Genomic DNA, 18,505 nt, shown 5'->3' with positions numbered 1-18,505 from the left:
TCAACCCTTCTCGATGGTGAGGATGCCGTCGCCGGGGCCGATGATGCTCTCGTTCTCGGCGTGGATCCGCGTCACCGTGCCGCTCGCACCGGCCTTGACCTCGGCGAACTGCTTCATGACCTCGACCAGTCCGACGGTGGTGTCGGCGCTCACCACGGAGCCCACCTCGACGAACGGCTCCTTGTCGGGAGCGGGACGGGTGTAGAAGACTCCGGGCAGCGGAGACTGCACAACGTGCTCAGACATGCGAGACCTTTCCAGAAGTCGAATCCTGCGAATCGATGACGGCCCTGATGGCGGTGGCCACTGCCACAGCGTTGGGCGTGTCCGAATGGACGCAGACCGTGTCGAACCTCATCGGGATGCGTTCGCCCGTGGCGGCGATGGCGACCCCTTCATCGAGGGCGACCGTCATCCGCTCCACTGCCCGCTCCACCGGCGTGGCATGCGGGCGCCTGGCGATGATCAGTCCGCCGTCGGCCGAGTACTCGAGGTCGACGTAGAACTCGGCGAGGAACGGCACCCCGCGAGCGGCGCTGACCCGCTCGTGCGCGGTGCCCGCCATGCCGAAGACCGGCACCCCGTACATCACGGCGACGTCGCAGACGGCGTCCATCAGCGCCTCGTCGCGGGCGACCATCCCGTACAGCGAGCCGTGCGGCTTGAGGTGGTCGAGCGCGACGCCCGCCGCGTCGAGGAAGCCCTTGAGCGCGCCGACCTGGTAGAGAACGATGTCGCGCACCTCGTCGGGGTACAGCTTCATCTCGCGGCGGCCGAAGCCGACCGGGTCGGGCAGGCCCGGGTGCGCGCCGACGGAGACACCGGCGGCGGCGGCCTTGGTGACGGTCTCCCGGATGCCGCTCGGATCACCCGCGTGGAACCCGCACGCGACGTTCGCGGTGTCGACGAGGTCGAGCAGCGCGTCGTCGTTGCCGAAGGAGTGGATCCCGTAGGACTCACCCATGTCGGAGTTGAGAGTGACCTTCATGTTCACACCTTTCCGGCGTACACCGCGGAGGCGAGCCGCGTGCGAAGCCGGTCAGCGACGACGGCCAGAGCCAGCACGACGCCGGTGACGATCATTTGGTAGTAGGAGTTGATCTGCGCCAGGTTCATGCCGTTGGCGACGATCCCAATGAACACCGCGCCCAGGACCGCGTCGAGCACGCGGCCCGCGCCACCGCGCAGGCTCACGCCTCCGATGACGGCCGCGGCGATCGTCTGCAGCGGCAGCGACGCGCCGATGTTCGCCTCGCCGGTCTCGAGGCGGGCCGTGAGCAGCACTGCACCGACGGCCGCCAGCGCGCCGGCCGTCACGTACGCCAGGATCAGGGTGCGGAACTCGTTGACTCCCGACAGCCGGGCGGCGCGCGGGCTGGACCCGACCGAGTAGATGTGGCGTCCGGGCCGCGTCAGGGTGAGCAGCACCCAGAGCACGACCGCGGCCAGCAGCGCCAGCCAGATGGAGATGCCTATCCCGAAGACGCTGCCGTAGCCCAGCCAGTCGCTGAACTCCATGGGCAGCCCGGAGACCGGCACGCCCGAGGTGAGCATCAGCGCGAGGCCCGAGAACACCGAGGCGGTCGCCAGCGTCATGATGAAGGGATTGATGTTGAGGCTCGCCACGCCCAGGCCGTTGAGGAGCCCGCAGGCCATGCCCACGAGCACGCCCACCACGATCCCGATCACTACGGCGCTCAGCGGCGAGCCCGTCTGGGACGACATGGCCATCGCCGTGGACACCGAGACCAGCGCGGTGATGGCGCCGATCGACAGGTCGAAGCCACCGGCCAGCAGCACCACGAACTGGCCGAGGGTGGCGATGATGATGTACGAGTTCTGCCTGAGCGCCGAGTGGATGTTGTCCACGGTCAGGAAGTTGTCCGACATCAACGAGAAGGTGATCAACGCGATGACCACCAGGATCGGCAGCACGCCGATCCTGACGAAGATCCGGGCGGCGTACGAGATCACAGATCCCCGAGGCCGCGCGGTGACTTCGACCTCACTCTGGAGGGTCATGCGATCTCCTTCGCCGGTTCGTCCCAATGCATCATGTGACGCAGGATCGTCTGTTCGTTGATGTCGTCCTGCCGGAGCTCGGCGGTGATCGTCCCGTGCGCGAAGACGTACACGCGATGGCACAGGTGCAGGATCTCCGGCAGCTCGGAGGAGATGACCAGCACGGCGTTGCCCTGCCGGGCCAGCTCCACGATCTGGTCGTAGATCGTCACCCGGGCCCCGACGTCCACCCCGACGGTCGGCTCGTCCAGCAGGTACGTGCTGCAGTTTCCGAGCAGCGCCCGCCCGAGCAGGCCCTTCTGCTGGTTGCCGCCGGAGTAGCTGTCGGCCGTCCGCTCGGGGTCGGGTGGGCTCAGCTTCATCCGGCGCAGCATGTCACCGGCCACGGCGCGTTCCCGGCCGGGACGCAGCACCGGGCCGCTGGAGATCGAGTCCCGGTGCAGCCAGGGCAGCGTGACCGTCTCGCGCAGCGGCCGGTTCAGCAGCAGCCCCTCGGTCTTGCGGTCGCTGGGCAGGTAGACGACGCCGGCCTTCATCACCCGGGCCGGTCTGGCCCTGGTGAGATCGGCGCCGTCGATGGTCAGCGTGCCGGAGTCGACCCGTTCCAGGCCGAAGCAGGCGCGGGCCGCGGTGGACTTGCCCGAGCCCATGAGCCCGGCGAACCCCACGATCTCCCCGGCGCGCAGCTCGAAGGTCGCGTTCCGTACGGCGCCGTCGAAGGTGGACAGGTCACGGGCGGCCAGGACGACCCGGGTGCCCGGCTCGGGCAGCTCCGGGTAGAGGTCCTCCACCACGCGGCCGGTCATCAGGTTGATCAGCTCGTCGTCGGGCGTGCCGCCCGGGACGGTGGTGATCAGCTTGCCGTCCCGCAGCACGGTCACCCGGTCCGCGAGACGCCGGATCTCCGCCATCCGGTGGGTGATGTAGACGATGCCGATGCCCCGGCCTCGCGCCTCCTCCACCAGGCTGAAGAGCCGCTCCGACTCCTCCTCGGTCAGTGAGGCGGTCGGCTCGTCGAGGATGAGGACGCTGAGTTCGGGCCGGAACGCCTTGGCGATCTCGACCATCTGCTGCTCGGCCCGGCTCAGCGTCTCCACCAGCCGGTCCGGCGAGATGTGGAAGTCGAACTCGTCCAGGCGCTCCTGGGCCAGCCTGCGGACCCGGCGCCGGTTGATGAGGCCGAAGCGGCCGGGCTCGGCGCCCATGACCAGGTTCTCGGCCACGGTCATCGTGGGCATCAGCGAGAACTCCTGGAAGACCGCGCTGATGCCCAGCCCGCGGGCGGCCGCGACGCCCGCGAGGTGAACGGGACGCCCGTTGACCTCGATCGTCCCGCCATCCGGGTGCTGGGCACCCGAGATGATCGAGATGAGGGTGGACTTGCCGGCGCCGTTCTCTCCGAAGAGCACGTGCACCTCGCCCTTGCGAAGCTCGAAGTCCACCCCGTCCAGCGCGGTCACGCCGGGGTACTTCTTCGTGAGCCCGCGGACCCGGAGCACGACCTCGTGGTCAGGATCGGTCATGAGACAACTTTCTGGTCATGGACGGGCGTCAGGTGGGGTCGGGTCAGCTGCCGGCCTTGACGGTGAACGTGGGGGACCAGCCGTCGGGGGCCAGCGTGGTCGCCACGTCGAAGTCGCCGAGCGTGTCCTTGGTCACCATGACCAGCTCGGGGCCGACGTGCTTCATGAACTCCTTCTTCTCCAGCGCCCGGATGGCCTGGTCGATGGCGATCCGGCCCTGCAGCGCCGTGCTGTCGCTCGGAGCGGCCTGTACGGTGCCGCGCTGGATGCCCGTGTAGGTGCCAGGGGTGAAGTAGTAGCCCGCGACGCGGATCTTGTCGCTGAGGCTGCGGTCGCGCAGGATCGGCCCGGCGGCCTCGGCGGTCACGGCGGTCCCGATGATGTAGTCGATGTCCGGGTGTGCGGCGAGCACATCCTCGATCAGCCGGCTCTGTGCATCCTTACCGGTGTCGCCCCACTTGGTGTCGACGACCTCCACCTTGCTGTCCTTGAGGGCGGCCTTGAAGCCCTCCTCGCCGGCCTCGGCCCAGCCCGCGCCGCTCGGCCCGGGGAACCAGGCGACCTTGACGGCCTCGCCCTTGGAGTCCTCGATCAGCCACTTCGCCGTGATGTCGGCCAGGTCGTTGAACGAGACGAGCGACTTGGCGGTGACCTTGTCACTGGACATGCCGTTGACGACGTCGATCACCGGCTTGCCGGCGGCCGCCAGGCGGTCCACCGTCTTGTTCAGCCCGTCGTAGGAGATGGCGCCGATGACCAGGGCGTCCGCGCTCTGGGCGCAGTCCTCGATCTGCTGGGTCTGCTTGTCCAGGTTCTCGTAACCGCCCGCCTCGACCATCGTCATGTTGACGCCGGACTCGCGCGCCTGCTCGGCCACGCCGTAGTTGAGGCCGAGCCAGTAGGCGTCCTTCATGTGGGGGACCGACACGCAGATGTTCCAGGGCTTCTCGGCCTTGTCCAGCGGGGTGTACTCGCCCTTGCTGCGCTCGCTGTCCATGGCCAGGTCGGCCCAGATGTCGATCTTGGCCGGGGCCCAGTTCGCGTCGGCGGCGGCGCTCGCGGGGGTGTCGCCTCCGGACTCGGTGGTGGAGGCCGAGCCGCAGGCGGTCAACGCCAGGAGCGCGGCGGCGGAGGTCGCCAGAACGGCGGGATAACGGAAGTGCACGAATGCTCCCTGTGTTTCGTTCCACGCCGGGAACTTCGCAGGTAGATGGGTGTTTGCAGTCAACATGGCGGTCGGTTTCAGCGTCTACGGGCGTGAGGGCCAAGGCTGGCGAGCTTGTATCGTGCAAGTGCACAGAGATTCGGTCAGCCCGAAAGGTCGGCACGTTCATGGCCCTAACGCTCAGCCAGCTCCTCGCCGAGTCCGTGCTCGAGCTGACCCTCGTCACGCCCAGCAGTCCCGAGCTGCTGCAACGCCCTGTCCGGTGGGTCGCGTCGACCGAGCTGGTCGACCCCACGCCGTTCCTGCGCGGCGGCGAGCTGCTGCTGACCACCGGCGCCTTCATCGACGCCGACGACCACGACGCGTGGCAGGCCTTCATCCAGCGGCTCAAGGCGGCCCGGGTCCCGGCGGTCGGCCTCGGGCACGGGCTGACCCACCACGACATCCCACGCGCGCTGGTCGAGTGCGCCACCGCGGCGGACCTGCCGCTGCTCGCCGTCCCCTACAGCGTGCCCTTCGTACGGATCAGCGAGTTCGTCGCCGACGCCATCATCGCCGACCGGTTCAAGGACCTGGGCCGGGCCTCCAACCTGGCCGCCGACCTGGCCAAGCTCGTCTCCACCGGAGCTCCCCTCGCCGCCCTGCTCAGAAAGATCGCCGAGGAGATCGACGGCGAGGCGGCCATCATCGACATCGACGGAAACGTGATGTCGAGCTGGCCGATGCACCACGAGCTGCGCACCGACCTGGTGCTGGAGGGGCTGGCGACCAACGGCACGACCGGCTACTTCGCCGTGCCGCTCGACCAGGCCGGGGCGCACGACCACATCCTGGTCGGCCGGTCCGACATGACCGTCGAGACCGTGCGGATGGCCATGCACTCCGCGGCCACGCTGATCGCCATCGACCTGACGCGCAGGCTCCAGGAGGAGTCGTCGAGCGCCACGCGGATGGCCGCGGTGCTGTCCGGTCTGACCGACTGGACCACGCCCACGGCGACCCTGGTCAGGGCGCTGCGCGTCGCGGGCTTCGACAGCGACGCCCCCACCGTGGTGCTCGTGGCCCACCCCAACCCCGCCTTCTCCGCCGGCTACTCGCTGCGGCTGCGGCTGGCCGTGGAGCAGGTGCTGCCCGTCGTACGCTCGGTGCGCAGCGGCGACATGCTGGTGCTGCTCGCCCAGGGCGGCGCCGGCGACCCGACGGGCCAGGTCCTGGAGGTCCTGCGCCGGGAGATGCCCAGCCGGCGGATCGTCGTGGCCGGGCCGGCCCGCGACGCCGAGGAGATCCGCATGGTCCTCGCCTCCGCGCGGGCCATGATCACACCGGACCAGGCGACGCCGGTGCGCGCCCGCGCCTTCGACCTGGCCTCGATCGTGGCGGCGGCCGCCGGCCGGGGCGGGCAGCACGCCGCCCGCGAGGTCCTGCAGCCGCTGATCGACCACGACGCCAGGACCGGCGGCGAGCTGCTCCACACCCTGCGGACCTACCTGCGGCTCGACGCCCGGCAACACCTGACGGCCAAGGCACTCCACCTGCACCGCAACACGCTGAGATACCGGCTCGCGCAGATCGGCAAGCTGCTCGACGCCGACCTCGACAGCCTCGACACGCTGCTGATCTGCAATCTCGCCAGCCGGATGTACGACGCCGCCAACGGTTGAACCGTGCCGGGCGGCCGGCCCCTCGAACCGCGACCTCGGGCTGTCCGGCCGCCCCCCGGAGCCGCCGTCAGCCGTCGCCTTCGCCGCGCGCGGCGAGCGCCTCGCCCAGCTCGTCGGCATGGCGCAGGGTACGCACCAGGAACGGCACGGTGAACGCGATGACCGACCGCTCCGCGCCCCGCGCCTTGGCGGCCTCACGGACCTCGGCCGCGATGGTGGACAGGGCCGCCACCGACTGGAGGGTGAGCCCGACGAGCAGGCCGAGCCGGTCGGGACGCACCCCGAACCTGCTCAGCGGACGCAGGCCGCGTTCCACCGCCGACACCACGTCCTCGACCCGGGTGGTGATCGTGAACAGGTTGGCGGCGGCCAGCGCGGCCACGATCCGCAGGCACATCACGATCGCGGGAACGGGCCCGAGCAGCCACCACTGCAGGGCGAGCACGAACACCACCAGGATCGCGAGCATGCGGAGCACCAGGAGGCAGCGTCGCGGCGAGACCCGGGCCACCGCGTAGCCGAGGGCGACGGCCGCGCAGATCGCGGCCAGCCACACCGGCGAACCCACCAGGAACACCGCCCCGGCCAGCACGAACAGGACGAGGAACTTCCAGCCCGCCGGTGTCCGGTGCAGCGGGGTCGAGCCGGGTTCGTACCAGCCGCCGACGTTCACGTGACGAGCTTGCGGTAGTGACGCAGCGCAGGTTCGGGCGTGTCGTCGGCCACGACCTGTCCCGCGTCGAGCACGATCACCCGGTCGAAGCCGCCGAGCAGGTCGAGATCGTGGGTGACCAGCACCACCTGCTGCTCCAGCCCGGCCAGCAGATCCACGAACCGGCGCTTGTTGCGCAGGTCGAGCAGCGTCGTCGGCTCGTCGCACACCAGCACGGCGGGCTCCAGCACCAGCATCGCGCACAGGGCGAGCAACTGCTTCTGGCCGCCGGAGAGCTGGTGGGCGGGGTGGTCGGCGTAGCCGGCCAGGCCGTGCTGGGCGAGCACCTCGGCCGCGCGCTCGGCGCGCTCCCTGGCCGGCAGCCCGCTGCGCCGCAGCGAGAACGCGACGTCCTCGCCGGCCGTCGGCATCACGATCTGGCTGTCGGGGTTGGTGAAGACGAACCCGACGCGCCGGCGGACCTCCCGGCCGTCGCGGCCCGGGTCGAGTCCGTCGACCAGCACCCGGCCGGTGGCGGGCTGCACCAGGCCGTTGATCATGCGAGCCAGGGTGGACTTGCCGGAGCCGTTGGCCCCGACGAACGCCACCCGCCGCTCCGGCAGGCGCAGGTCGACGCCGGAGAGCACCACCCGGTCGCCGTAGTGGTGCCCGACGCCCTCGAACTCGATCACCGCGCTGCCTCCCACATCGTCGCCACGCCCACGCCCCCGCCCGCCGAGAGGGCGGCCAGGCCGGAGCCGGCACGGCCCGCTCGTACCAGTGTCGCGAACAGCCGCACCACGAGCACGGCGCCCGAGGCTCCCCAGGGATGGCCCAGGGCGATCGCGCCGCCGTCGGGACCGGCCAGCTGCTCGTCGATCCCGGCGCCGTCGAGACAGGCCAGCGTCTGGCCGGCGAACGCCTCGTTGAACTCGACGACGTCAGGAACCCGGTCGAGCACGGCCTTCATCGCCGGCACCGCGCCCAGCCCGAGCCGGTTGGGATCGACGGCCCTGGTCGCCGAGGCGACGAGCCGCAGGCCGGGCAGGCCCAGCCGGCGGCGGACCGTCTCGCTGACCAGCAACACGGCGGCGGCGCCGTCGCTGATGCCGCACGAGTTGGCCGCCGTGGCGGTGCCGCCGGGCGTGAAAGCGGGCCGGAAGCGGGCCAGCCGCTCGGCCGTGAAACCGGGGCGCGGCCGCTCGTCGCGGTCGGCGGGGCCGAGCGGGACCAGCTCGGCGGCGAAGCGGCCGGACCGCTGGGCCTCGACCGCCCTGGCATGGCTCCGGGCGGCGAAGGCGTCCTGCCGCTGCCGGGAGATCCCGGCCTCGGCCGCCACCAGGTCGGCGGCCGGGCCCATGTCCGGGTCGCCGATCTCGGCGGGAGCGAACGGCGCCCGCGTGTAGCACCGGGGCGTCTCGCCGGGCGAGTGCGGCCGCCACGCGCGGTAGGGCGCGGTGGAGGCGCTCTCGACGCCCCCGGCAAGGTACGCCTCGCCCTCGCCGGCCCGGATCAGCGCCGCGGCCAGGGTGATCGCGGCCAGGCCGCTCGCGCACTGCCGGTCGACGGTCATCCCGGGCACACTCTCGTCCAGCCCGGCGCGCAGGGCGGCGACGCGGGCCGGGTTGCCGCCGGGCCCGAACACGTTGCCCAGGACGACGTCGTCGACGGTGTCGAGAGCGGCGTCGTCGAGCACGGCCCGCAGCACGGGGGCGGCCAGCTCGTCGGCGCCGAACGCGCGCAGCGCGCCCCCCGCGTTGCCGATCGGAGTGCGCCGGGCCGCCACGACGACCGGTGTCCGGTCCTCACTCATCGCGGTCCTCACTCATCGCGCCGGCCTGTTCGTCGCAGGGGCTGACCGCATCGGCTCGGCTGACCGGGCTGGTCATGTTCGTCGGCTCGGCTGGGCTGATCGCGGTCGTCGCGTTCATCGGATCGGTTCGGCTGACCGGGGTGGTCTCGTTCATCCGATCGGCTCGGCTGATCGCGGTGGTCGCGTTCATCGGATCGGCTCCGCGGCGAGGGTGCCGTCGCGCAGTTGCTCGGCGACCGTGGCACGGGCGGGCTTCCCGGACGCGGTGCGCGGCAGCGCCGTCGTCACCAGCCACCGGCGGGGCCGCTTGCCGGGTTCGAGGTTGGCCGACGCGGCGTGCCGCAGCTCGCGCAGCGTGGGCCGGCCGCCGGAGGTCGCCTCGACGACGGCGGTCACGATGGAGCCGAGAGTCGGGTGCGGGGTGCCGGTGACGAGCACGTCCGTGACGTACGGGACGCCGCGCAGCACGCCCTCGACCTCCTCGGCGGAGACCAGCTTGCCGCCGCTCGACAGGGTCGCCCCGAGCCTGCCCAGCACCACCAGGGCGCCGGTGTCGTCGAGCTCCACCCGGTCGCCCACGGTGGACCAGCCGGTCACCGGCCATGGGACGCCGTCGCGGAGGTAGCCGTCGAACGCGAGCGGCGAGCGTACCCAGAGGACGCCGTCGCGGACGTCGAGCCGCACACCGGGGACCGGCCGCAGCCCGCCCTCGCCGCGCCGGACCGCGATCAGCGAGTGCTCGGCGGAGCCGTAGTAGTCGACCAGCTCGACCCCCGGCAGCAGCCGCGAGAAGCGGGCCCGCGCGCCGGGGTCGAGGTGGGCGCCGCCGCAGACGACCGTCCGCAGGGCGCAGCCGGCCCGCAGGTCGGGCCGCCGGTCGAGGACGTCGAGCAGCGCGGACAGCATCGCCGGGACCAGGTGGACGGTGGCGGCCTCGCGCGCCGCCTCGGCCGCGGCCTCCGGCGCCCAACGCGGCAGCGACCGGACCTCGTGGCCGCACCACAGCGCGTGCAGCGTGCCGAACAGGAACAGCGACGAGCTCAGCGGCCCCGGGATCAGCACGGGCCCCGGCAGCCGGCCGAGCGCCTCGAAGCTGCGCAGCCACGATCCGCGCGTGCGCATGAGGACCTTCGGCCGGGCGCTGCTGCCCGAGGTCGTCGGCAGGTAGAAGATCGTGGCGTCGTCGCCGACCGGTGAGACGCCACCCGCGCCGCGGGTGCCGCGATCGGCTCTCGGGACGTCGGCGGTGACGAGGATGTCGCCATCGGCTCTCTGGACGCCGTCGGCCACGGGAAGGTCGCCAGCGGCTCGCGGAACGCCGTCGGCCACGGGCGGGGCGGCGCCGGTGACCACGAGGTGCGGGCTCGCGTCGGCCAGCACCGCCTCGCGCTCCCGGGGGGTCCATGACGGCTCGACGACCAGGGTCGCCGCGCCGAGCAGGTCGGCGCCGAGCAGCCAGGCCGGCACGCCGGGCGCGTCCACGGCGATCCGCGACCCCTCCGCGACGCCGCGCGCGGCCAGCCACCGGGCGGCACCGTGCGCCCGCGCCAGCAGACCGGCCGGTACGGCTCCGTCGCCGAGGATCGGCGGTGTCGCGAGCGTCATGACGTGGGCGTCGTCCTGCCCGTCGGCCTGCTCGGCAGGGCGCGGTGCACGACGGCGGCGATCAGCGAGACGACGACCACCTTGGCCAGGTCACCCGGCACGTAGATCATCGACTGCACCGCGGCGGCCGGCAGGTCACCGGTGTAGAAGCCGAGCCAGGGGATGCCGATCAGGTAGCTGGCGAGCAGCCCGGCCAGGTTGGCGGCCAGCAGCAACGGCAGCCGGGGCCGGGTCGCGCGCGACACGATCAGCCCGGCGACGAACGCCGACAGGATCCAGCCCAGCAGGAAACCGCCGCTCGGGCCGACGAACGGGGCGATGCCGCCCCGGCCGCCCGACAGCAGCGGCAGGCCGAGGGCGACCAGCCCCAGGAACAGCACGACGGAGGCGGTGCCCCGCCGGGCACCGAGGATGCTGCCCGCGAGCAGCGGCCCGGCGTTCTGCAGCACGATGGGGACACCGGAGCCGCCGACGTAGACGCCCGGGAAGATGCCCAGCACCGCGATGAAGGCGGCGAAGACCACCGTACGGGCGAGGTCGGCGGCGGGCAGGGGGGAGCGGGGTCGAGACACAGCAGTCACGATATCTCCCGGTCTGAAATGCCTGGGCGGTGACCGGCGGAGCGATGGGCCCCCTCGCTGACCTGCGATGACGCCGAGACAAGGACGAGACTAAAAAATCTTGAAAAAGATTCGGTCGATTTGTCGAAGCGCCGCGATCCCGTTCGAAGCGTAGTCAAAGGGCCGAGAACAGCCCCGGACTCACAAGGAGAAGGTCATGAGCCAGCAGCTGACGGAGATCTGCGACCCCCAGACGAGCGTCACCAGGTCGCTGCTCGGCTACGGGGTCATCGCTGGGCCGGTGTACGTGGTGGTGTCGCTCGCCCAGGCGCTGACCAGGGAGGGCTTCGACGTCACCCGCCACGCCTGGAGCCTGCTCGCCAACGGCGACCTCGGCTGGATCCATGTCACCAACTTCCTGGTCGTCGCCGCGGCCACCCTCGCCGCGGCCGTCGGGCTGGGCCGGGCCCTCGCCTCGGGGCCGGGAGCGACCTGGGTCCCCCGGCTGATCGGGGTCTACGGGGTGAGCCTGATCGCGTCAGGGATCTTCCGGGCCGACCCCATGATGGGCTTCCCGGCCGGGACGCCGGAGGGGCCGGGCGTCGTGTCACTGCACGGGACGCTGCACTTCGTCGCCGGAGCGGTCGGGTTCGTCTGCCTGACCGTGGCCTGCCTCATCGTCGCCCGCCGGTTCGCCGGCGAGGGGCGCGGGGGATGGGCCGTCTACTCCGGCGTCACCGGGGCGTTCTTCCTGCTGTCCTTCGCCGCCGTCGCGACCGGTGGCGGGGCGTCCTGGGCGACCCTGACCTTCGTCGCGGGGGTCGTGGCCGTCTGGGCCTGGCTCTCGGCCCTGTCGCTGCACCTCTACCGGCGGGCCACGCCCCAGCGCGGCTGAACCGTCCGGATTCGTTAGAGAAAATCACACAGAAGAGAAAGAGGAAACCGCCATGCGATACGTGATGATGGTCCGCGCCACCTCCACCCCCGCCACCCCGCCGCCCGCCGACCTGATGGAGGCCATCGCCAAGCTCGGCGAGGAGGCCACCAAGGCCGGCGTGCTGCTGGACAACGCCGGGCTGGCCCCGAGCGCCGAAGGAGCCAGGGTGGAGCTCACCGGAGGCAAGCTGAGCGTCACCGACGGCCCGTTCGCCGAGGCGAAGGAGCTGGTCAGCTACGCCCTCTACCAGCTCGGCTCCAAGGAGGAGGCGGTCGAGTGGGCCTCCCGCTTCATGAAGGCGCACCGCGACCACTGGGAGGGCTGGGAGGGCGAGGTGGACATCCACCGCGTGTTCGGTCCCGAGGACTTCGCCGCCTCCGCCTGATCGCCTGACCCTCACGACAGCCCGTCGCCCGATCCCGCATGACGGTGCCCCCGGTCTCGGTCCGTTTCGGACCTTGGCCGGGGGCGCCGTCGTGGTCGGCCCGTGGTTGGATCGGTTCCCATGACCACAGGGGATCCGCGGCGGGCGATCGAGGCGGTCTGGCGGATCGAGTCGGCACGGGTGGTCGCCGGGCTCGCCCGGATGGTGCGCGACGTCGGCATCGCCGAGGAGCTGGCGCAGGACGCTCTGGTCGCGGCCCTGGAGCAGTGGCCGGTGTCGGGGGTTCCCGACAATCCGGGCGCGTGGCTCATGCTCACCGCCAAGCACCGGGCGATCGACCTGCTGCGTCGCCGTACCCGCTACGAGCAGAAACTGCAGGAGGTCGGCCACGACCAGGAGCTCCGTCAGGAGTCGGCCGTGGACGAGCTGGACGACGCCCTCGACGACCCGATCGGCGACGACGTGCTGCGGCTGTTCTTCACGGCCTGCCACCCGGTGCTCCCCACCGAGGCGCGGGTCGCGCTGACCCTGCGCCTGCTCGGCGGCCTGACCACGGAGGAGATCGCGCGGGCGTTCCTCGTCCCGGAGCCGACCGTCGGGCAGCGGATCTCCCGAGCCAAGCGCACCCTGGCCGAGAAGCGGGTGCGGATCGAGCTGCCCCCGCCGGACGAGCTGGCCGACCGGCTCTCCTCGGTGCTGGAGGTCATCTACCTGATCTTCAACGAGGGCTACTCGGCGACCGCGGGCGACGACTGGATGCGCCTGTCGCTCTGCGAGGAGGCGCTGCGCGCGGGCCGGATCCTGGCCGGGCTCATGCCGGGGGAGGCCGAGGTGCACGGGCTCGTCGCGCTGATGGAGATCCAGGCGTCCCGCACCCGCGCCCGCACCGGCCCCGGCGGCGAGGCGATCCTCCTGCTCGACCAGGATCGGCGGCTGTGGGACCGGCTGCTCATCCGCCGCGGGCTGGAGGCGCTCGGCCGCGCGGAGGCGCTCGGCACCATCGGCCCGTACGGCCTGCAGGCCGCGATCGCCGCCTGCCACGCCCGCGCGGCCTCGGCCGACGACACCGACTGGGAGCGGATGGCCGCCCTCTATCGGGTGCTGGCCCACCTCACCCCCTCGCCGGTCGTGGAGCTGAACCGGGCGGTCGCCGTGGGCATGGCGTACGGACCGGCGCGCGGGCTGGAGATCGTGGACGGCCTGGTCGCCGAGCGCGCGCTCCGGCACTATCCGCAGCTGCCGGCCGTACGCGGGGATCTGCTGGCCAAGCTGGGACGGCCCGGCGAGGCGCGCGAGGAGTTCGCCCGCGCCGCCGAGCTGACCCGCAACGAACGCGAGCGCGCCCTGTTCCTCGGCCGGGCGGCGGATCTCGACGGGGAGGCCGGTCAGTCCTCGTCGGCGGGCAGCGCGAACATCCGCACGTAGAGGGGCCGCGCGTCCGGCGGCGCGTCCTCGGGCCGGTGGCTGTACTTCATCAGCAGCTCGATGTACGCCTCGTAGAAGTCGTGGAACTCCGCCTTGGTCATCCGGCCGAGCCCGCGTGACCCCTTGGCCCAGTCGGGATCACGCCGGTAGGCCTCCGGGAAGCGCCGGAACAGCTCGAGATCCTCCTCCATGCCGAGCCGGTGGAACTCCGCGAGCACGGGACGGTCCTCGGGGGCGAGCTGGTCGGGGGTGGGCAACCGCAGGTCCCTCGGGCCGGCCTTGCGCCACCAGCGCTCCCTGCCGGTCGAGCGCTCGGGGATCTCCTCGATGAAGCCGTATTTCTCCAGCTGGCGCAGGTGGTAGCTGGTCGTGCCGGTCTTGGCGCCGAGCAGCTCGCCGAGCGTGGTCGAGGTCGCCTCGCCGTGCACGCTGAGATGGTGCAGCATCCGGCGGCGCATGGGATGGGCCAGGGCCTTGAGCCGGGCCGGGTCGTCGAGCAACAACCGGTCGTCATCCTTCATGAGGAGCAGCCTAGTACTACAGGATGATATCTGCAGATGAACGTCTGCCGAGAAGTCTCTGCATAGTACCTTCGGCAATATGAGACGAATCCTCCCGGCTGTGGCCATCGCCGCATGCCTGCTCACAGGACCGGCGACGGCGGCGACGACCGCCTCGCCCGCCTCGGCCACCGCGTCCGCCCCCACCTCCGCGTCCGCCCCCACCTCCGCCGCTGTGCCCGCCTCCGCCGCCTCGTCTGCCTTCGCCCCCGCGCCCCCCGCTGTGGCCACCTCTGGCGTGACCAGCGCCGCCGACGCACCCGCTTCTGAGGCCGTTCCGCCCGATCTCACCGCGACCGAGGTGAGTTTCCGCGGCGGCGGCGGCCTCGTTCTGCATGGCACGGTCCTCTCACCCGTCACGGAGGGCGGTGCGGGAGGCGCGCAGGAGGAGGCCGCGAGGACCGCCACGGGCATGGCGGCGGCGAAGACCGGTGCCCGGCCGGGCCTCGTCCTAGTGCACGGGTCCGGCACGGGCACCCCGCGCGGCAAACTGATGACCGAGGCCGTCGAGTTCGCGCGCAGGGGCCTTTCGGTGCTCGTCTACGACAAGCGCTCCGAGGGCTACTCGCTCACGGGGCGGTCCTACTCGACCCTCGCCGACGACGCGCTCGGCGCCGTGGCCACGCTGCGCTCCCAGCCGGGCGTCGACCCGGCGAAGGTCGGCATCTGGGGGTTCAGCGAGGGCGGCTGGGTGGCCCCGATCGCGGCCTCCCGATCGGCGGACATCGCGTTCGTCGTGCTCGTCGGCGCCAACAGCCAGTCGCCGCTGCGCCAGCAGACCTGGGCCGTGGCGGCCGGGCTGCGCAAGGCCGGAGTGTCGGGGCCACTCGTCGACCGGGCCGAGCGCAACCTCTACCGGGTGATCGCAGACGGCGGCCTGTTCCCCGAGCCCTACTACGACCCGGAGCCGACCATCGCCGCACTGGGCCGGCCGGTGCTCGCCATCTGGGGAGTCCACGACCTGCTCACCCCGCCGAAGGAGAGCCCGCCGGGGTTCGTCTCGGCCCTGGAGGGGAGCGGCAACCGGCACTACACGATCCGCTTCTTCGCCGGCGCCGACCACGCCGCTCACCTGACCTCCGACGGGGGCGTCACCCGGCTGCCCGAGCTGGCTCCCGGCTACGCCGACCTGGTAGGCGGCTGGATCGGCGAGGTCACGGCCGGACGGCCCCCGGTGGTTCGGACGTCCGGCCCCGCTCCCGTGCAGGACTCCCTGACCGTCGCCGTCGATCCGCCGGCCTGGTGGGAGTCGGCGCCGATGCAGCTCGTGGCGCTGGTGCTGTTCGTCGTGGGGTTCGCGGCCTACCCGGTGGTCGCGCTGGTGCGCCGGCTGCGCGGACGCTCGCTCGCGCCGGTGACGAGAGCCGCGCGGCTGGTCAGCGCCGGCGGCCTGACGGTGGTGCTCGGCGCGTTCTGCTACCTGTTCTACCTGGTGATGACCGGTGGCAAGCTGGCCGCTCCCGGGCCCGTGCTGGCCGGTCGCCCGCTCGTCTGGCTGGCCCTGCAGGCCCTCTCCGTGGTCTGCGTGGTCGCCGCCGTGCTCACCGTACGGGCCTGGCGCCGCGCCCGCGGCTCCGTGCCGCGCGGGGAGAGGGTGCGCCTCGGGCTGCTGCTCATGGGTGGGCTGGTGTTCGTGCCCTGGGCCCTCTACTGGGGCCTGCTGCTCCCTTGACGGGGCGACCGGTCCGCCACCGGCATCACCCTCCGGCACTACCCGTACGACGCCGCTCCGCCTGAGCGGTCAGCGGTCGAACCAGCGTCCGGTGGCCGGAACGAGCATCAGGACGATGACGACGGCCGGGCACGCCATGGAGCCGACCAGGCCGCCGACGCTGATCCCGGCGCTGTTCCCGGCGTCGATGGCGTCGGCCACCAGCAGGCCGCCCGCGATGACGATCTCCAGGGCGACGGTGGCCCAGCGGATCCGCCTCAGCCGCGAGTGCCAGCGGCCTGTCAACCGGCCCAGCGCCACGATGAACGCGACGCCGATCGTGAAAGAGAGGATCGGGGCGAGCTCGAAGAGGCCGCCCGTGAGAATGGCCATCCCGTAGAGGGAGAAGCCCACCATGGCGAAGGCCACCTGCAGCGTGATGACGAATCTGGCGCTCGTGGCGGCGTGCGGCATGCGCGCCGTCACGGTGACCTCCGTCATGTGATCATCGTGCCTCAGATGTCGTGGTGAGAAAAGGCGTATACCGGTCGTCGCGATCATTTCAGGGAGCCGACGAACGGCCGATGGCGGGACGGAGAAGTGGACAGCGAGCATTCTGCGCCGGATATTGGGTCAAATATCACTACTACAGAAGGATTTTCATGGATGTACGCCTGGACCACCTCGTCTGCTGGGTATCGGACCAGCTCCGCGCGCTCGACTTCTACGAGCGGGTGATCGGGTTGCCAGGCGTGCGGGCCGACGAGTTCCGGGCCGGGAAGGCGCCGTTCCCCAGCGTACGGATCACCGACGAGACCATCCTCGACCTCATGCGCCAGGGCGCCGCGGGACAGGTCGACGAGGGCACCGGCGTCAAGGGCAGCGCGGGCCACCCGGTCAACCACTTCTGCCTGGCGGTCGGCCGGGCCGACTTCGAGGCTCTCCGGGCCCGGCTGGACCGTCACGGCGTACAGGTCACAGGCACCGGCGCCGGCTCCTTCGGCGCTCAAGGCATCTCGCCAGAGGTGATCTACTTCCCCGACCCCGACGACAACGTGATCGAGGTCCGCTACTACGCCTGATCCCCACCTGTGGATTGTCGGTGGTCTTTGCTACACAGAGCCCATGGGTGTGAGCGTCGACGATTTCCTCAAGCTGCTGGACGAGTTGCCCGAGGTGCGCACGAGTCATGGCGGTGACTGGCTGAGCATCAAGGTGCGGGGCAAGGGGTTCGGCTACCTGTGGGAGCAGACCGAGACCGTCGGGCTCAAGGCGACGATCGAGGAGCAGCTCGCGCTGGTGGCCGAGCGGCCCGACGTGTTCGAGGTGCAGTTCACCGCCGGGCGGTTCGGGTGGGTGGTGGTCCGGCTCGACCGCATCGACCGCGACGAGCTGTTCGAGCTGGTCGCCGAGGCATGGTGTCTGACCGCGCCCAAGCAGTTGGTGGCCGCCTTTGAGGCAAAACACCATATAGGGGGATAATCTTCCACTAATGCTGCTTACGACCATCGAGTTGCGCCAGTGGCGCGACGACGACGCGCCCGCCGTCCTGGCCGCCTTCCAGGAGCCCGACATGCGCGCGCAGGCGCCCTGGCCCGTCGTCACCCTGAGAGACGCGATGGGCTGGATCGCCGCCTGGTCGGGCGTGGGTCACGCGTTCGCCGTGACGCTCGACGGCCAGGTGGTCGGCAACGTCGCGGTGACGGACATCGACGTGCACGAGACCGGCTGGGTGTCCTACTGGACGACTCCCGAGGCCAGGGGGCGCGGGGTCGCCGCCGCGGCCACGGCCCAGCTCGCGCGCTGGGCGTTCCGCGAGCGGGGCCTGTTCCGGCTGGAGCTCGGTCACCGCACCAACAACCCGGCCTCGTGCCGGGTGGCGACCAAGGCCGGGTTCCGCCCTGAGGGCATCGAGCGGGCCAAGCTCAGCCACGACGGCGTCCGCTACGACGTCGAACGCCACGCCCGCCTCGCCACCGACCGCCCCTGACTCGACCGCCTCTGGTTCGACCGCCCTCGCCACCGACCGCCCTTGACTCGACCGCTGGCGACCGCTCCCGAGCGGTCCTGATCCGCACTGCGGCCGTACCGGATCGTGAGGGCCGCGGCCGGGCCGAGGTGGTCAGGGGGTCGCAGGCTGATCTACGCTCGGAGGGTGGACAGCGAGAGCCTGGCCGCGGCCGGCCTGCTGGCGGCCCTGAGCCGGGCCGCCGGTCTCCTCGCCGAGTTACAACACCCGTTCGTGCGGAGCGAGCCGTTCTCCAACTTCATCCCTCCGGCCGGCGCCCGCACCGGCATCGCGTTCACCCTCCCCGACGGCCGCGAGCTCTGCTTCGCCGTCTCGATCGTCGTCTCCGAAGGGGTCTTCCACGTGGACGGCTCGGTCGCGGCGGAGGGTGAGGCGCTCCTCGAACTACCGCGCAAGACCACCCCCGACATCCGCGAAGGCCTGGCCGTGCTCGACGACTACACCGGCGAGCTGATGGCCCCGGCGGGGCGGCTCATCGATGAACAACTCGACAACATTGTCTGATTGTCAGACAATA

The 18,505-nt window shown here is 71.6% G+C and carries 22 protein-coding genes; 9 read left to right on the top strand and 13 right to left on the bottom strand.

What is annotated here, in order from left to right; translation table 11 throughout:
- The 5 genes from AC5L3X_RS06355 to torT are packed head-to-tail and all read right to left on the bottom strand — an operon-like array spanning position 1 to position 4,710.
- Positions 1-246: an acetyl-CoA carboxylase gene (locus tag AC5L3X_RS06355; RefSeq protein ID WP_189124971.1), complete on the bottom strand. Its 246-nt coding sequence runs from the start codon at positions 244-246 to the stop codon at positions 1-3.
- Positions 239-988 (bottom strand): 5-oxoprolinase subunit PxpA, encoded by a 750-nt coding sequence (gene pxpA / locus AC5L3X_RS06350; RefSeq protein ID WP_494855713.1) that lies wholly within the window; start codon positions 986-988, stop codon positions 239-241. The genes AC5L3X_RS06355 and pxpA overlap by 8 nt, the downstream gene beginning before the upstream one ends.
- A 2-nt stretch (positions 989-990) precedes the next feature.
- Positions 991-2,022, bottom strand: coding sequence for an ABC transporter permease (locus AC5L3X_RS06345; RefSeq protein WP_189124973.1), 1,032 nt, complete (start codon positions 2,020-2,022; stop codon positions 991-993).
- Positions 2,019-3,545: a sugar ABC transporter ATP-binding protein gene (locus tag AC5L3X_RS06340; RefSeq protein WP_494855711.1), complete on the bottom strand. Its 1,527-nt coding sequence runs from the start codon at positions 3,543-3,545 to the stop codon at positions 2,019-2,021. The genes AC5L3X_RS06345 and AC5L3X_RS06340 overlap by 4 nt, the downstream gene beginning before the upstream one ends.
- A gap of 43 nt (positions 3,546-3,588) precedes the next feature.
- Positions 3,589-4,710, bottom strand: coding sequence for a TMAO reductase system periplasmic protein TorT (torT, locus tag AC5L3X_RS06335; RefSeq protein ID WP_494855710.1), 1,122 nt, complete (start codon positions 4,708-4,710; stop codon positions 3,589-3,591).
- 167 nt (positions 4,711-4,877) lie between these two features.
- On the opposite strand from torT, the gene AC5L3X_RS06330 reads away from it, so the two are divergent.
- The gene (locus AC5L3X_RS06330) at positions 4,878-6,371 is read left to right on the top strand and encodes a PucR family transcriptional regulator (RefSeq protein ID WP_494855708.1); all 1,494 of its coding nucleotides are present in this window, start codon (positions 4,878-4,880) and stop codon (positions 6,369-6,371) included.
- A 67-nt stretch (positions 6,372-6,438) separates the two neighbouring features.
- Here the strand turns inward: AC5L3X_RS06330 and AC5L3X_RS06325 are convergent, their stop codons facing one another.
- From AC5L3X_RS06325 to AC5L3X_RS06300, 6 genes are read right to left on the bottom strand one after another with little or no spacing between them, the layout of a single operon-like run.
- Positions 6,439-7,044 carry an energy-coupling factor transporter transmembrane component T family protein gene (locus AC5L3X_RS06325; protein ID WP_494855706.1) on the bottom strand — a complete coding sequence of 202 codons (606 nt, stop codon included), beginning with the start codon at positions 7,042-7,044 and terminating at the stop codon, positions 6,439-6,441.
- Positions 7,041-7,715, bottom strand: coding sequence for an energy-coupling factor ABC transporter ATP-binding protein (locus AC5L3X_RS06320; RefSeq protein WP_494855704.1), 675 nt, complete (start codon positions 7,713-7,715; stop codon positions 7,041-7,043). The genes AC5L3X_RS06325 and AC5L3X_RS06320 overlap by 4 nt, the downstream gene beginning before the upstream one ends.
- Positions 7,712-8,836, bottom strand: coding sequence for a thiolase family protein (locus AC5L3X_RS06315; protein ID WP_494855703.1), 1,125 nt, complete (start codon positions 8,834-8,836; stop codon positions 7,712-7,714). Before AC5L3X_RS06315 ends, AC5L3X_RS06320 begins: the two co-directional genes overlap by 4 nt.
- Positions 8,829-8,990 carry a hypothetical protein gene (locus AC5L3X_RS06310; RefSeq protein WP_494855701.1) on the bottom strand — a complete coding sequence of 54 codons (162 nt, stop codon included), beginning with the start codon at positions 8,988-8,990 and terminating at the stop codon, positions 8,829-8,831. The genes AC5L3X_RS06315 and AC5L3X_RS06310 overlap by 8 nt, the downstream gene beginning before the upstream one ends.
- 32 nt (positions 8,991-9,022) lie before the next feature.
- Positions 9,023-10,441 carry a class I adenylate-forming enzyme family protein gene (locus tag AC5L3X_RS06305; protein WP_494855700.1) on the bottom strand — a complete coding sequence of 473 codons (1,419 nt, stop codon included), beginning with the start codon at positions 10,439-10,441 and terminating at the stop codon, positions 9,023-9,025.
- Positions 10,438-11,013 carry a biotin transporter BioY gene (locus AC5L3X_RS06300; protein WP_494855698.1) on the bottom strand — a complete coding sequence of 192 codons (576 nt, stop codon included), beginning with the start codon at positions 11,011-11,013 and terminating at the stop codon, positions 10,438-10,440. Before AC5L3X_RS06300 ends, AC5L3X_RS06305 begins: the two co-directional genes overlap by 4 nt.
- Before the next feature lie 205 nt (positions 11,014-11,218).
- On the opposite strand from AC5L3X_RS06300, the gene AC5L3X_RS06295 reads away from it, so the two are divergent.
- The 3 genes from AC5L3X_RS06295 to AC5L3X_RS06285 all read left to right on the top strand — a co-directional run bounded on the left by AC5L3X_RS06295 (position 11,219) and on the right by AC5L3X_RS06285 (position 13,748).
- Positions 11,219-11,896, top strand: a complete 678-nt coding sequence (locus tag AC5L3X_RS06295) for a DUF998 domain-containing protein (protein ID WP_494855697.1) — start codon at positions 11,219-11,221, stop codon at positions 11,894-11,896.
- Positions 11,897-11,948: 52 nt separating this feature from the next.
- Positions 11,949-12,323: a YciI family protein gene (locus tag AC5L3X_RS06290; RefSeq protein WP_494855696.1), complete on the top strand. Its 375-nt coding sequence runs from the start codon at positions 11,949-11,951 to the stop codon at positions 12,321-12,323.
- 120 nt (positions 12,324-12,443) lie between these two features.
- Complete coding sequence (locus tag AC5L3X_RS06285; RefSeq protein ID WP_494855694.1) at positions 12,444-13,748, top strand: RNA polymerase sigma factor; 1,305 nt, start codon at positions 12,444-12,446, stop codon at positions 13,746-13,748.
- Here the strand turns inward: AC5L3X_RS06285 and AC5L3X_RS06280 are convergent.
- Positions 13,709-14,269 (bottom strand): ArsR/SmtB family transcription factor, encoded by a 561-nt coding sequence (locus tag AC5L3X_RS06280; RefSeq protein ID WP_189124985.1) that lies wholly within the window; start codon positions 14,267-14,269, stop codon positions 13,709-13,711. The genes AC5L3X_RS06285 and AC5L3X_RS06280 overlap by 40 nt on opposite strands.
- 79 nt (positions 14,270-14,348) lie before the next feature.
- Between AC5L3X_RS06280 and AC5L3X_RS06275 the strand changes: the two genes are divergently transcribed.
- Positions 14,349-15,980, top strand: a complete 1,632-nt coding sequence (locus AC5L3X_RS06275; RefSeq protein WP_494855692.1) for an alpha/beta hydrolase family protein — start codon at positions 14,349-14,351, stop codon at positions 15,978-15,980.
- A gap of 69 nt (positions 15,981-16,049) precedes the next feature.
- Here the strand turns inward: AC5L3X_RS06275 and AC5L3X_RS06270 are convergent, their stop codons facing one another.
- Complete coding sequence (locus AC5L3X_RS06270) at positions 16,050-16,460, bottom strand: hypothetical protein (protein ID WP_494855691.1); 411 nt, start codon at positions 16,458-16,460, stop codon at positions 16,050-16,052.
- Positions 16,461-16,621: 161 nt separating this feature from the next.
- Between AC5L3X_RS06270 and AC5L3X_RS06265 the strand changes: the two genes are divergently transcribed.
- From AC5L3X_RS06265 to AC5L3X_RS06250, 4 genes are all read left to right on the top strand, one after another.
- A complete protein-coding gene (locus AC5L3X_RS06265; protein WP_494855689.1) occupies positions 16,622-17,041 on the top strand; it encodes a VOC family protein in 420 nt (139 codons plus the stop codon).
- A gap of 43 nt (positions 17,042-17,084) precedes the next feature.
- A complete protein-coding gene (locus AC5L3X_RS06260) occupies positions 17,085-17,441 on the top strand; it encodes an MmcQ/YjbR family DNA-binding protein (RefSeq protein WP_189124989.1) in 357 nt (118 codons plus the stop codon).
- Positions 17,442-17,451: 10 nt separating this feature from the next.
- Positions 17,452-17,949, top strand: a complete 498-nt coding sequence (locus AC5L3X_RS06255; RefSeq protein ID WP_494855687.1) for a GNAT family N-acetyltransferase — start codon at positions 17,452-17,454, stop codon at positions 17,947-17,949.
- A 165-nt stretch (positions 17,950-18,114) separates the two neighbouring features.
- Complete coding sequence (locus tag AC5L3X_RS06250; protein WP_494855685.1) at positions 18,115-18,492, top strand: hypothetical protein; 378 nt, start codon at positions 18,115-18,117, stop codon at positions 18,490-18,492.
- Positions 18,493-18,505: the final 13 nt, after the last annotated feature.

Source organism: Nonomuraea sp. CX421 (assembly GCF_059358955.1).
Note: the sequence above shows the minus strand (reverse complement) of the source record. Positions and strands in the feature narration are given on the sequence as shown.